The organism is Halomonas cerina, assembly GCF_014192215.1.
Lineage (GTDB): Bacteria > Pseudomonadota > Gammaproteobacteria > Pseudomonadales > Halomonadaceae > Halomonas > Halomonas cerina.
In genome coordinates this window covers 45,094-58,190 of sequence record NZ_JACHXP010000005.1, presented here as the reverse complement: position 1 = coordinate 58,190, position 13,097 = coordinate 45,094, and the positions used below count along the sequence as shown (strand labels likewise).

The following is a 13,097-nucleotide window of genomic DNA, read 5'->3' as shown; positions in this document are numbered from 1 at the left end:
ATCATGACGAAAAGCTTCAAATGCGAGATCGTCAGCGCCGAGGCGTCGATCTACTCCGGCGATGCCGAGCAGGTCGTGGCGGCCGGGCGCATGGGGGATCTCGGGATCCTGGCCGGTCACACGCCGCTGCTCACCGAGCTGTCGCCGGGGCCGGTACGGATCGTCCGTGGCAAGGGGGAAGAGGATCACTTCTATGTCTCGGGCGGCTTTCTCGAGGTGCAGCCCGATGTGGTCACCGTGCTGGCGGATACCGCCGTGCGGGCCGACGACCTCGACGAGGCTGCCGCCGAGGAGGCCCGTCAGCAGGCCCTCAGGGCCATGAGCGATAAGTCCGCGGAGTTGGACTACAGCCGTGCGGCGGCCGAGCTGGCCGAAGCCATGGCCCAGCTGCGCACCATCCATCAGCTGCGTCGCAAGGCCGGCCGAAGCTGACCCTTCGCTTGTCTGCCTCGACGCCCCCCGGAGTCGCTTCGGGGGGCGTCGTCGTGTCGACACTCCCCTGATCGCCCCCTCCGGGGGCTGATCGACCTTGGCTTCGCCACGGCGCTGCTTGCCGGCTGCTGAAACCGCGGACAGCCGGGCATCGGCTGTGTATCCTCTGCGCTGGGTCGTCGCGACCCCTCGCTGATCGTCCTCCCAACAGGGGCCACCATGGATTGGTTACAGATCGTCCTGCTTGCCGTCATCCAGGGGCTGACCGAGTTCCTGCCCATCTCCAGCTCCGCCCACCTGATCCTGGTGCCGGTGTTTACCGACTGGCCCGACCAGGGACTGGCCTTCGACGTGGCTCTGCACCTGGGCAGCCTGGCGGCGGTGGTGCTCTACTTCCGCCATGAGCTGTCCGGCATGATCACCAGTTGGTGTCGCAGCGTGGCGGGGCGCGGTACCGATGACGAGGCCCGGCTGGCCTGGTGGGTGATCCTGGCGACCCTACCGGTAGGACTGGCGGGGCTCGCCTTCAAGGACACCATCGAGGTCGCCATGCGCTCGCCGCTGGTGCTGGCCGGCGGGCTGATCGGCTTCGGGCTGCTGCTGGGTTATGCCGACTGGCGACATCGTGGGTCGCGCAACGAGTATCACCTGAGCTGGCAGGATGCCTTGTGGATCGGCCTGGCCCAGGCCCTGGCCCTGATTCCAGGCACCTCGCGTTCCGGCATCACCATGACCGCAGCCCTGCTGCTGGGGCTCAACCGTGAAGCCTCGGCACGCTTCTCCTTCCTGCTGTCGATCCCGGTGATCGTACTGGCCGGGGGCCTGGAGACCCTGGGCCTGATCGAGGCGTCGACCCCTGTGGACTGGACGGCCCTGGTAGCGGGGACGCTGCTCTCCGGGATCAGCGCCTATCTGTGCATCCACTTCTTCCTGGTGTTCATCAAGCGGATCGGCATGCAGCCCTTCGTGATCTATCGACTGCTCCTCGGGATCGCCTTGCTCTGGCTGTTCGGCTAGCCTGTCCCCCTCCACGACACGACCGGGAGTGCCCGTGATGCCTGTGACCCGTCTCCTGCCCTGGCTAACCCTGCTGGTTCTACTGGTGTCGGGTTGCTCCGAGTCCGAGCGTTCGCTGACGCCTCCGGTGACCCTGGAGGGCGAGGTGTTCGGTACTTTCTACCAGGTGACGCTGGCTGGCCCGGTCACCCAAGGTGAGGCCGAGGCCCTGGAGGAAGGCGTCCTGGCCGAGCTCGAGGCGGTGGGCGCGTCGATGTCCACCTGGCGCGAGGACTCGGAGCTGATGGGACTTAACCAGGCCCCGGTAGGGGAATGGCAATCGATCTCGCCGGCGCTCGCCGAGGTGCTGGCGATCGCCCAGGAAGTGGCCGACGCCAGCGATGGAGCCTTCGACGTGACCATCGGCGGGTTGGTCAACCTGTGGAGCTTCGGCCCCGAGGCGCGTCCGCGCGAGGTTCCCGATTCGACGGTGCTCGACGCACGCCTGGCCGAGATCGGCATGCAGGCCCTTGAGCTGGACCGTGAGGCGTTGCGCGCCCGTCGCACCCGCGATGTCTTCGTGGACCTCTCCGGCGTGGCCAAGGGCCATGCCACCGATCGCCTCGCGGCCTATCTCGCCGAGCAGGGACGCGCGCATTACCTGGTCAATATCGGCGGCGAGCTGAAGGTGTCCGGCTTTCGGGACGGCGACGCCGAACCCTGGCGCATCGGCATCGAGGTGCCTCGCGGGGGGCGCCCGCAGGCGCAGCATGTGCTGCCCCTCCACGACACCTCGGTGGCGACCTCCGGCGACTACCGTAACTATTTCGAAGACCAGGGCCGGCGTTACTCCCATACCCTCGATCCGCGCACCGGGCGTCCCATCACCCATCGTCTGGCGTCGGTGACGGTGATGCATCCTTCCAATACTCGGGCCGATGCCTGGGCCACCGCCCTCATGGTGCTCGGCGAGCGCGCCGGTATGCGCCTGGCCCAGGAGCAAGAGCTGGCCGTGGTGATGCTGGTGCGCGAGGGGGAAGGCTGGACCAGCCTGGCGAGTCCGGCCTTCGTGGCGCGCGTCGGCCAGGACGCGGTGACCGAGTTGGGGATCACGGTAGCCAAGGCGCCCGCCGGCGTGGCAGAGGCCACCGGTGACACCGTAGAATGAAGCCGACCAACGATCAGCGACAAGGAGTCACGATGAGCCTCGATGTGGTGATACTGGCGGCCGGGCAGGGCACCCGGATGCGTTCGAGCCTGCCCAAGGTGCTGCACCGCCTGGCCGGCAAGCCGATGGTGCGGCACGTGATCGACACCGCCGCCGGTCTCGAGGCGGCGCGGACCCACGTGGTGGTTGGCCACGGCGCCGCGCATGTGCGGGAGGCGCTGGCCGACTGCCGGGTCCACTTCGTGGTGCAGGCCGAGCAGAAGGGCACCGGCCATGCGGTGGCCCAGGCCCTGGATGGCCTGGGCGAGGGCAAGGTGCTGGTACTCTATGGCGATGTGCCGCTGATCCGCCGTGAGACCCTGGCCGGCTTGCTCGAGCGCGTCGACGAACACCACCTGGGGCTTTTGACCGTGACCCTCGACGACCCCACCGGTTACGGGCGTATCCTGCGCGACGAGGCCGGCGAGGCGGTGGCCATCGTCGAGCACAAGGATGCCTCCGAGGCCGAACGCACCGTTCGCGAGTGTAACACCGGTATCATGGCGATGACCGCCGGCCAGCTGAAGCGCTGGCTGCCGCGCCTCTCCGCCGACAATGCCCAGGGCGAGTACTACTTGACCGATGTCATTGCCATGGCGGCCGCCGAAGGCGTGAAGATCGCCACCGCCGAGCCGTGTCGTCCCCTGGAGGTCGAGGGGGTCAACAATCGGGCCCAGATGGCGCGTCTCGAGCGCGCCTACCAGCGTGATATCGCCGAGGCGCTGATGGCCCGTGGCGTGGCACTGCTCGACCCCGAGCGCCTCGATGTGCGCGGCACCCTGACCTGCGGCCATGATGTCGAGATCGATGTGGGCTGCGTCTTCGAGGGCGATGTCGAGCTGGGTGAGGGCGTGCGCATCGGCTCCCACTGCGTGATCCGTGACAGCCACATCGGCGCCGAGACGGTGGTCGAGCCCCACAGCGTCATCGAGGGCGCCGTGGTGGCCGGTCTCAACCGCATCGGTCCCTTCGCCCGGCTGCGTCCCGGCTCACGCCTGGCGGTGCACGCCAGGGTCGGCAACTTCGTCGAGACCAAGAACGCCGAGGTCGGTGAGGGCAGCAAGATCAACCACTTGAGCTATGTCGGCGATGCCCGGCTGGGCCGCGACGTCAACATCGGTGCCGGCACCATCACCTGCAACTACGATGGCGTCAACAAGCATCGTACCGAGATCGGTGACGAGGCCTTCATCGGCTCCAATACCGCCCTGGTGGCCCCGGTGAGCGTGGGCAAGCGCGCGACCGTGGGCGCCGGTTCCACCATCAGCAAGGATGTCGCCGACAATGCCCTGGCCGTCTCCCGGGGCCGTCAGGTCAGCAAGGCCGACTGGCCCCGGCCGTCCAGGGAACAGGATCACTGAGGAGAGTGCAGCATGTGTGGAATCGTCGGCGCCGTCGCCCAGCGTAACGTTCAGAACATCCTGCTCGAGGGGCTCAGGCGCCTAGAGTATCGTGGCTATGATTCGGCCGGCATGGCCGTCTGCGCGGCACAGGGGGGGCTGCAGCGGCGCCGGGCGCTCGGCAAGGTGGCGGCCCTGGCGGCGCGTCTCGAGGCCGAGCCCCTGACCGGTCACAGCGGCATCGCCCATACCCGCTGGGCGACCCATGGCCGGCCCAGCGAGGCCAACGCCCATCCGCACCAGTCCGGGGATCGCCTGTCAGTGGTCCACAACGGCATCATCGAGAACCACGAGGCGCTGCGCCATGCACTGGAGCGGGATGGCTACGTCTTCGACTCCGAGACCGATACCGAGGTCATTGCGCACCTGCTGGACCGCGAGGCGCGCGGGGCCGGTGACCTGCTGGCGGCGGTGCAGCGCGTGCTGGCGGCGCTCGACGGGGCCTATGCGCTGGGGGTGGTGCATGCCGACGAGCCCGACACGGTGATCGGCGCTCGCAAGGGCAGTCCCCTGGTGGTCGGCGTGGGCATCGACGAGGCCTTTCTGGCCTCCGACCCGCTGGCCCTGCTGCAGGTCACCGACCGCTTCATCTATCTCGATGAGGGGGATGTGGTGCGTCTGTCCGGCAAGGGACGCATCGAGATCGTCGATGCTCGTGGCCAGGCCGTCGAGCGTGAGGTGCAGACCTTCGAGCATGGTGATGGCGCGGCCAGCAAGGGGAGCTATCGCCACTTCATGCTCAAGGAGATCCATGAGCAGCCGGCGGTGATCGCCGCGGCCCTGGAAGGACGTCTCGGCGATCATGGCGTGCTGGTCGAGAGCTTCGGTCCCGAGGCGGCCGAGCTGTTCGCGCGGGTCAAGCAGGTGCATATCGTCGCCTGTGGTACCAGCTACCATGCCGGCATGGTGGCCCGCTACTGGCTGGAGCGCTACACCGGGGTGCCGGTGCAGGTGGAGGTCGCCTCGGAGTACCGTTATCGCCAGGTGGTGGTGCCCGAGGGCACGCTGTTCGTGACCCTCTCCCAGTCCGGCGAGACCGCTGACACCCTGGCGGCACTGCGCTTCGCCCGGGAGCGCGGCTATCTGGCCAGCCTGGCGATCTGCAACGTGCCGGGCAGCTCACTGGTGCGCGAGTCCGACCTGACCCTGATGACCCAGGCCGGCCCCGAGATCGGCGTGGCCTCCACCAAGGCCTTCACCACCCAGCTGACCGCCCTGATGCTGCTGACCCTGGCGCTGGGGCGCATCAAGGGGCTGGCTGCCGCCGAGCAGTCGGCACTGGTCGAGGCGCTGCGCGGCCTGCCGGGCCTGGTGGACCGGGTGCTGGCGCTGGACGGCATGGTCGAGACGCTCTCCGGCGCCTTCGCCGAGAAGCATCACGCGCTCTTCCTGGGCCGCGGGGCGCATTTCCCGATCGCCCTGGAGGGAGCGCTCAAGCTCAAGGAGATTTCCTACATCCACGCCGAGGCCTACCCGGCGGGCGAGCTCAAGCACGGTCCCCTGGCCCTGGTGGACAGCGAGATGCCGGTCATCTCGGTGGCCCCCAACGACGAGCTCCTCGACAAGCTCAAGTCCAACCTCCAAGAGGTGCGCGCCCGGGGTGGCGAGCTGTTCGTCTTCGCCGACGAGGGTGTCGGGCTGTCGGATGGCGAGGGGGTCCATGTGCTGCACCTGCCCCATGTGCACGAGGCCCTGGCGCCGATCCTCTACACCGTGCCGCTGCAGCTGCTTTCCTACCACGTAGCGGTGCTCAAGGGCACAGACGTGGATCAGCCCCGCAACCTGGCCAAGAGCGTGACGGTGGAGTGAGTGTGGCCAACGCCTCGCCGGAACGGGGCCGAGTTCGTGGCCTTTATCGAGGCGCTGCTGATCCGGTGGCCCAGGGAAATTCCCTGGGCCATGGAGGTGCGGCACAGGGAATTCCTCCACAAGGAGAGCGTCGAGACGGCGTTCAACAGGTTGTTGATAACTCATGGGGCGAACCGGGTGATACTCGATGTTCGGCCGCTATTCTTCACCCCCGGCCGATGACCTCCCGGCCTGCAGAAGGCCCAGTCCGAGAAGCCGAAACGTCCGCTGCACGTGATCTCGACAGGAAATTTTCCCCTAGTGCGCTTCATCGGTCACCTTGACGGGTTCCGCAATCGCCGCTATTTCACGACGTGGATCGAGCGTCTCGCCTTGTGGATAAAACAGGGGAAAACCCCTTTCCTTTTTGTGCATACTGCCGACAAGCGTGGCGCGCCCTAGCTGGCCCGGGCCTCCCTGCCGCCTTGGCCGATCTCCCTTCGCTTCCCCTTCCCTGGCGAACGCCAGGCTTGCCTGTTCTGACTACCGTCAAATGACGGCGCCGGTTTCGCCGACATGGCTGGCCATCAAGCGTATGATCGGATACTTTTACGGGTCGAGCGTCACTTGCCATGGGGAAATTGCGGGCTTTTACGCCTATCCTGCGTGAATCGCCGCCTTGATCCCCCGAGGTTCCCGCCCCGCTGTGCGTCCTTACCGGCAGCACGGAGGTATTGCCTCGGCAGCGATCCTGCTTGGCATCTGTTATGCCCTTGAATGCGGCATCCCGTGATCCGGGAGTCCGCGGACGTGGCGACTACAACCACAACGCCGTCATTGCATCCGATCGATCGATGACGACACGTATCCTCAGGGTGATTTATGTCCAACACGCAACATGCACACTGGTCCTCTCGGCTGACTTTCATTCTCGCGGCAACGGGTTCCGCGGTCGGCCTGGGCAATATCTGGAAGTTTCCCTACATGGTGGGCGAGAGCGGTGGGGCGGCCTTCGTGCTGGTCTATCTGCTCTGTATCGCCCTGATCGGCCTGCCAATCCTGGTGGCGGAATGGCTGATCGGCCGGCGTGGTCAGGAGAATCCCATCAATGCCATGGCCGACGTGGCCCACCAGGCCGGCCGTAACCGTGCCTGGCTGCTGGTGGGCGTCAGCGGCATTCTCGGCGCCTTCCTGATTCTCTCCTTCTACAGCGTGATCGGTGGCTGGTCGCTCTACTATACCCTGAGCTCCGTCACGGGCGTCTTCAGCGGCCAGGATGCCGACGGCATCGGCGAGCTGTTCAGTGGCATGCTGGCCAGCCCCGGCCTGCTGCTGGCAGGCCATTCGGTCTTCATGCTGCTGGTGATCGGTATCGTGGCCCGCGGGGTGACCAAGGGGCTCGAGAGTGCCGTGCGTACCCTGATGCCCGCGCTGGGAGTCCTGCTGGTGGTGCTGATCGGCTACGGCATGACCACCGGCTACTTCGGTCAGGCACTCGGCTACATGTTCAATCCCGACTGGAGCGCGCTGACCGGCGAGACGGTGCTGGCGGCCTTGGGGCACGCCTTCTTCACCCTGTCGCTGGGCATGGGCATCATGATGGCCTATGGCTCCTACCTGGGCGAGGACGTCAACCTGCTCAAGACCGCGCGTACCGTGGTGATCATGGATACCGTCATCGCCTTGGGGGCTGGCCTGGCGATCTTTCCCATCGTCTTCGCCAACGGCCTCGACCTGGCCTCCGGCCCCGGCCTGATCTTCGTCACCCTGCCGCTGGCCTTCGGCAACATGGGGGGAGGTGTCATCCTCGGGCTGCTGTTCTTCCTGTTGCTGACCTTCGCCGCCCTGACCTCGGCCATCTCGCTGCTGGAGCCGGTGGTAGAGTTCGTCGAGGAGCGCACGCCGCTCTCCCGCGTCATGTCCACCTTAGTAGCGGGTATCGGCGCCTGGGCGCTGGGCATCGCGGCGCTGTTGTCGTTCAATGTCTGGAGCGATCCCGTGCTCTTCGGGCTGGGCGTGTTCGACCTGCTGGACAAGCTGACCAGCAAGTTCATGCTGCCGCTCACCGGCCTGGGGGCCATCGTCTTCGTCGCCTGGGCTCTGGAGCGCCAGAGCGTCGAGACAGAACTGGGCCTCAAGGGCGGTTCGGCCACCCTGTGGCACTTGGTGGCCCGCTACGTGGCGCCCATCGGGGTGATCGTGGTCTTCGTCTCCAGCCTCTGAGCCGGCCGCTCGACCCCGGGGCTCATGGCCCCTCACGAACCCCGCCTCGGCGGGGTTCGCTGCGTGTGGGGCATGCCCTCGAGTGAGGCGTTCAGTGCATCTCGTCCTCGGCCTCGGGCAGCGGGGCGATGTCCTGGCTCAGCCGCTTGAACTCATTGTGCAGTTCGATACCGCGGCGGGCGCGCAGATTGCGCCGGGCGGCGGTGCGGGAGCGCTGCTCGTGTGCGGCGACTTCCATGCTCATGAAGATGTCGAGAAGTTCGCTCTTCAGGGAGGTTAACCGTTCGACATTGCGCATGATCGACTCTCCTGTCTGCAGTGAATGTGCCGGCATCAGGGACGCTGCGCGACACTGCAATTCCTACTATACCCCACTTGACAGTTTGATGACGGTGTGTGCCGTAATTGCGCAACGCTGCTCCAACGCTGGCTTATGCCGATCCGCGTGGTCCGAAGGGGGCATCGTCGGCCCGCTTGGGGCATACTGAACGCCTGAGACCTCGATCCGGTCCGGTCTGCCCGTCCAGGCCCTGCCCGTCAACTAAGGAGAGCCGCGTGAGCCGTGCCCTATTCGATGAAATGAGACGTCGCATGGAGCATTTCCGCCGCTCCGAACAGAAGGTGGCGCGTTTCGTGCTGCGCCACCCCGAGGAAGTCATCCACATGCGCATCGTTGACCTGGCCACCGAGGCCAAGGTCAGCGAGCCCACCGTGGTGCGCTTCTGCCGGGCCCTGGGCTGCAACGGCTTCCAGGACTTCAAGCTCAAGCTGGCCCAGATGCTGGCCACTGGCAGCCAGTTCGCCCAGTTCTCGATGAACGACAGCGACTCGGTGGCGGAATTCTCCCAGAGCATCTTCGACTCTACCGTGGGGACCCTGCTGTCGGTACGTGACCGTCTCGACAACGAGGCCCTGAGCCAGGCGATCAATGCCCTGGCCATGGCCCACCGGGTGGAGTTCTACGGCTTCGGCGCCTCCGGCGCGGTGGCCTTCGATGCCCAGCACAAGTTCTTTCGCCTGCAGATCTCCACCGCGGCCTATGCCGACCCGCATATGCAGAACATGTCGGCGGTGACCCTCAAGGAGGGCGACGTGGTGGTGGCGATCTCCCAGACCGGCCGCACCCGGGCCCTGGTGGCCAGCGTGCGACTGGCCCGTGAGGCCGGCGCCACGGTGATTGGCCTGTGCCCCAGCGGCTCGCCGCTGGCCGAGGAGGTGACCCTGCCGCTGTACATCGACGTCCACGAGGATACCGAGATCTATACCCCGATGAGCTCGCGTATCGCCCATCTGGTGCTGATCGACGTGCTGGCGGTGGGCGTGGCCAAGACCCGGGGGCCCAAGCTCGCCGAGCAGCTCAGGGAAGTGAAGAAGAGCCTCAATCCGCTGCGCTTCCCGGAGCAAGAATAGCCCTTCAGGCAGCGCCCAGCGTTGTAGGTCGGATAAGCCGAAGGCGCATCCGACGATTCAAAGATGCTGTCGGGTTGGTCCGTCGGGTACGCTCGCAGGCTCGCTTACCCGACCTACGCTGCCCCTTGCCCCTTGCCCCTTGCCCCTATGCTAAGCTGTCCGCCCATTTTCCGAGCAGCGATGCCTTCCCCATGGACGACGTCACGGCGATTCTCGACCACCTGAACCCGGCCCAGCGAGAGGCCGTCAGCGCTCCCCAGGGCAACATGCTGGTGCTGGCCGGGGCGGGCTCCGGCAAGACCCGGGTACTCGTGCATCGCATCGCCTGGCTGATGCAGGCCGAGGGCCTCTCACCCTATGCCGTGCTGGCGGTGACCTTCACCAACAAGGCCGCCCGCGAGATGCGCACCCGCCTGGAGGCGCTGCTGGGCATCTCGCTGCGCCACGTCTGGGTCGGGACCTTCCACTCCATCGCCCATCGCCTGCTGCGCACTCACTGGCAGGATGCCCGCCTGCCCCAGCACTTCCAGATCATCGATAGCGATGATCAGCTTAGGCTGATCAAGCGTCTGCTCAAGGATAACCGCATCGACGACGAGCGCTTCCCGCCGCGCCAAGTCCAGTCCTTCATCTCGGGCTGCAAGGAGGAGGGCCTGCGTCCCCATCAGGTGGATGCCCATGGCGACGCCTACCTGGCCCAGATGGTCGAGCTCTTTGAACGCTATCAGCTGACCTGCGAGCGTGGCGGCCTGGTGGACTTCGGTGAGCTGCTGCTGCGAAGCCTCGAGCTGCTGCGTGACAATCCGGCGCTGCTGGCTCACTATCAGGCGCGCTTCGCCCATGTGCTGGTCGACGAGTTCCAAGACACCAACACCCTGCAGTACGCCTGGCTCAAGCTGCTCACCGGCATGCGCACGCCGATGACGGTGGTGGGCGACGACGACCAGTCGATCTACGGCTGGCGCGGCGCGCGGATCGAGAACATCCGGCGTTTCGAGCAGGAGTTTCCAGCCACCCGGACGGTGCGTCTGGAACAGAACTACCGCTCCACCAGCGCCATCCTCGAGGCCGCCAACGCCCTGATCCACCACAATGCCGAGCGCATGGGCAAGGAGTTGTGGACCGCCGGCGATCGGGGCGAGCCGATCTCGCTCTACAGCGGCTTCAATGACCTCGACGAGGCCCGCTTCATCGTCGATACCCTCCGCGAGAAGGTCGAGGCGGGCATCAGCCGCCGCGACATCGCCATCCTCTACCGCTCCAATGCCCAGTCACGGGTGCTGGAGGAGACCCTGATCCGCCAGGGCGTGCCCTATCGCATCTATGGCGGCCAGCGCTTTTACGAGCGCCTGGAGATCAAGAACGCCCTGGCCTACCTACGTCTGCTGCTCAATCGTGACGACGATGCCTCGCTGGAGCGGGTGATCAACCTGCCCGCGCGGGGCATCGGTACCCGCACCGTGGAGGTGCTGCGCGAGCAGGCCCGCCAGAGCGGCGTCTCGCTGTGGCAGGCGCTGCATGACGTCCAGCTCGACGGCTCGCTGAAGGGGCGCGCCGCCTCGGCGGTCAAGGCCTTCGCCGACCTCATCGAACGCCTCGACAACGAGACCGCGGGCCTGGCGCTCCATGAGATCATCGACCACGTCAACGAGCGTTCCGGCCTGGTGGAACATCACCGCCACGAGAAGGGCGAGAAGGGCCAAGCGCGGGTCGAGAACCTCGAGGAACTGGTCACCGCCGCCCGGGCCTTCACCCAGGGCGAGGCCTTCGAGCCGCCGGAGGCAGGCGAGGGCATGGCGGCGCTGGAGGCCTTCCTGGTCGAGGCGGCGCTGAATGCCGGCGATCACGAGGCCGACGAGTTCGAGGACGGCGTGCAGCTGATGACGCTGCACTCGGCCAAGGGCCTGGAGTTCCCGGTGGTGTTCATTGCCGGCGTGGAGGAGGGACTCTTCCCCCACCGGATGTCGCTGGAGGAGCCCGGCCGCCTGGAGGAGGAGCGGCGGCTGTGCTATGTGGGGCTGACCCGTGCCATGCATAAGCTCTACCTGACCCATGCCGAGATCCGCCGCCTGCATGGCAAGGAGACCTTCCAGCGCCCCTCGCGCTTTCTGCGCGAGTTGCCCGAGGCGTGCCTCGAGGAGGTACGCCTGCGCGGCCAGGTCTCGCGTCCGGTCACCGCCTCGCGGCCCGCCCCCCGCCAGACCCGGGTGAATGGCGGTGGCGAGCTGCCCAGCCTGAGCCTCGGTCAGCGGGTCAGCCACCCGGTGTTCGGCGAGGGGGTGATCCTCAATGCCGAGGGCGAGGGCGAACGGGCCCGGGTCCAGGTCAGCTTCGAGGGCGAGGGCGACAAGTGGCTGGTGCTGGGCTTTGCCAAGCTGACCCCCCTCTAGTTATCTTTCCGTTGACGTCAGCGTCATCCCCTTCGGCTTGCCGGTCAAATCGATTGTCGCGCATACTCCGAGGCAGACACCGCGCAATCCGCGCCTCGACCGCCACCCTGGAGCCTCGTCCGCCATGCAACGTCGGAAGTTTCTCAAGACCCTCGGCGCCGGTGCCACCGGCGCCGTCGCCGCGCCCTTCGTTACCAGCGCCACCGCCCAGCCGACCATCACCTGGGACATGGTGACCTCCTGGCCGAAGAACTTTCCTGCCCTGGGGACCGGGGCCAATGACTTCGCCGCACGAATCGAGCGGATGTCCGGGGGCCGGATGCGCATCCGGGTGCATGGCGCCGGCGAGCTGGTGCCGGCCATGGAGGTCTTCGACGCTGTGAGTCAGGGCACCGCCGAAATGGGGCACTCCGCCTCCTACTACTGGCGCGGCAAGACCCCGGCCTCGCAGTTCTTCACCGCCGTGCCCTTCGGCATGACCACCACCGAGACCAACGCCTGGCTCTACTACGGCGACGGTCAGGCGCTGTGGGACGAACTCTATGCCGAGCACAACCTCAAGCCCTTCCCGGTGGGCAACACCGGCACCCAGATGGCGGGCTGGTTCAAGAAGGAGATCGACTCCCTGGAGGACATGCAGGGGCTCAAGCTGCGTCTGCCGGGCCTGGCCGGCCAGGCGATGAACGGCATCGGAGTGACCACGGTGAACATGCCCGGCGGTGAGATCTTCACCGCCATGCAGACCGGGGTCCTGGACGCCGCCGACTGGGTGGGCCCCTACAATGACCTGGCCTTCGGCCTGCACCAGGTTGCCCGGTACTACTACACTTCCGCCTGGAACGAGCCGAGTGCCGTCCTCGAGGGCACCGTCAACCTGGATGCCTGGAAGGCACTGCCCGATGACCTCAAGGCCGTGGTCAGCGAGGCGGCCCGGGCCTCCAACCTGGCGATGATCAGCGAGTTCGCGCTGCGCAATGCTGAGGCGCTGCAGACCCTGGTCAGCGAGCATGGCGTGGAACTCAGGACCTTCCCCGATGACGTCATGGCCGCGCTGTTCGAGTCCTCGCAGCAGGTGCTCCAGGCGCAGGTCGACAGCGATCCACAGTCGCGCAAGGTCTACGACTCCTATCGGGCCTTCCAGCAAAAGGTCAGGCCCTTCACCGACGTGGGCGAGTTCGCCTACCTGAAGGCGCGGGAGCAGGTACGGGCCGAGGTGTCACCGGGCGACTAGACCGCTCCCGCAGACAAGCC

Annotated in this window: 11 protein-coding genes; 10 read left to right on the top strand and 1 reads right to left on the bottom strand. The window is 66.6% G+C overall.

The genetic code is table 11. The features are described 5' to 3' along the window. Window positions 1–3: 3 nt before the first annotated feature. The 7 genes from FHR94_RS06400 (at window position 4) to FHR94_RS06370 (ending at window position 8,046) form a co-directional block, all read left to right on the top strand. Window positions 4–432, top strand: coding sequence for a F0F1 ATP synthase subunit epsilon (locus FHR94_RS06400; RefSeq protein WP_183324799.1), 429 nt, complete (start codon window positions 4–6; stop codon window positions 430–432). Between the two features lie 219 nt (window positions 433–651). Next, entirely contained in the window at window positions 652–1,449 is a 798-nt protein-coding gene (locus FHR94_RS06395) for an undecaprenyl-diphosphate phosphatase (protein ID WP_183324798.1), read from the top strand. Window positions 1,450–1,486: 37 nt separating this feature from the next. Beyond that, complete coding sequence (locus FHR94_RS06390; RefSeq protein WP_183324797.1) at window positions 1,487–2,596, top strand: FAD:protein FMN transferase; 1,110 nt, start codon at window positions 1,487–1,489, stop codon at window positions 2,594–2,596. A 32-nt stretch (window positions 2,597–2,628) separates the two neighbouring features. Continuing rightward, window positions 2,629–3,996: a bifunctional UDP-N-acetylglucosamine diphosphorylase/glucosamine-1-phosphate N-acetyltransferase GlmU gene (gene glmU / locus FHR94_RS06385; RefSeq protein ID WP_183324796.1), complete on the top strand. Its 1,368-nt coding sequence runs from the start codon at window positions 2,629–2,631 to the stop codon at window positions 3,994–3,996. Between the two features lie 12 nt (window positions 3,997–4,008). Continuing rightward, window positions 4,009–5,844 (top strand): glutamine--fructose-6-phosphate transaminase (isomerizing), encoded by a 1,836-nt coding sequence (glmS, locus tag FHR94_RS06380; RefSeq protein WP_183324795.1) that lies wholly within the window; start codon window positions 4,009–4,011, stop codon window positions 5,842–5,844. A 231-nt stretch (window positions 5,845–6,075) separates the two neighbouring features. After that, window positions 6,076–6,285, top strand: a complete 210-nt coding sequence (locus tag FHR94_RS20060; protein ID WP_425485360.1) for a DUF72 domain-containing protein — start codon at window positions 6,076–6,078, stop codon at window positions 6,283–6,285. A gap of 420 nt (window positions 6,286–6,705) precedes the next feature. Beyond that, entirely contained in the window at window positions 6,706–8,046 is a 1,341-nt protein-coding gene (locus tag FHR94_RS06370; RefSeq protein ID WP_183324794.1) for a sodium-dependent transporter, read from the top strand. A gap of 91 nt (window positions 8,047–8,137) precedes the next feature. Here the strand turns inward: FHR94_RS06370 and FHR94_RS06365 are convergent, their stop codons facing one another. Next, on the bottom strand, window positions 8,138–8,344 hold the full coding sequence (locus FHR94_RS06365) for a PA3496 family putative envelope integrity protein (RefSeq protein WP_183324793.1): 207 nt from the start codon (window positions 8,342–8,344) through the stop codon (window positions 8,138–8,140). Between the two features lie 257 nt (window positions 8,345–8,601). On the opposite strand from FHR94_RS06365, the gene hexR reads away from it, so the two are divergent. From hexR to FHR94_RS06350, 3 genes are all read left to right on the top strand, one after another. Continuing rightward, a complete protein-coding gene (gene hexR, locus FHR94_RS06360) occupies window positions 8,602–9,456 on the top strand; it encodes a transcriptional regulator HexR (RefSeq protein WP_183324792.1) in 855 nt (284 codons plus the stop codon). Window positions 9,457–9,647: 191 nt separating this feature from the next. Then, entirely contained in the window at window positions 9,648–11,846 is a 2,199-nt protein-coding gene (uvrD, locus tag FHR94_RS06355) for a DNA helicase II (RefSeq protein WP_183324791.1), read from the top strand. A 124-nt stretch (window positions 11,847–11,970) separates the two neighbouring features. Further along, window positions 11,971–13,077, top strand: a complete 1,107-nt coding sequence (locus tag FHR94_RS06350; protein ID WP_183324790.1) for a TRAP transporter substrate-binding protein — start codon at window positions 11,971–11,973, stop codon at window positions 13,075–13,077. Window positions 13,078–13,097 lie beyond the last annotated feature (20 nt).

Excerpts from the sequence above, each read along its gene's own strand:
- FHR94_RS06395 (WP_183324798.1), top strand. The coding sequence starts at position 652 with ATGGATTGGTTACAGATCGTCCTGCTTGCCGTCATCCAGGGGCTGACC.
- FHR94_RS06350 (WP_183324790.1), top strand. The coding sequence starts at position 11,971 with ATGCAACGTCGGAAGTTTCTCAAGACCCTCGGCGCCGGTGCCACCGGC.
- glmU (WP_183324796.1), top strand. The coding sequence starts at position 2,629 with ATGAGCCTCGATGTGGTGATACTGGCGGCCGGGCAGGGCACCCGGATG.
- FHR94_RS06370 (WP_183324794.1), top strand. The coding sequence starts at position 6,706 with ATGTCCAACACGCAACATGCACACTGGTCCTCTCGGCTGACTTTCATT.
- uvrD (WP_183324791.1), top strand. The coding sequence starts at position 9,648 with ATGGACGACGTCACGGCGATTCTCGACCACCTGAACCCGGCCCAGCGA.
- FHR94_RS06365 (WP_183324793.1), bottom strand. The coding sequence starts at position 8,344 with ATGCGCAATGTCGAACGGTTAACCTCCCTGAAGAGCGAACTTCTCGAC.
- FHR94_RS06390 (WP_183324797.1), top strand. The coding sequence starts at position 1,487 with ATGCCTGTGACCCGTCTCCTGCCCTGGCTAACCCTGCTGGTTCTACTG.
- glmS (WP_183324795.1), top strand. The coding sequence starts at position 4,009 with ATGTGTGGAATCGTCGGCGCCGTCGCCCAGCGTAACGTTCAGAACATC.
- FHR94_RS06400 (WP_183324799.1), top strand. The coding sequence starts at position 4 with ATGACGAAAAGCTTCAAATGCGAGATCGTCAGCGCCGAGGCGTCGATC.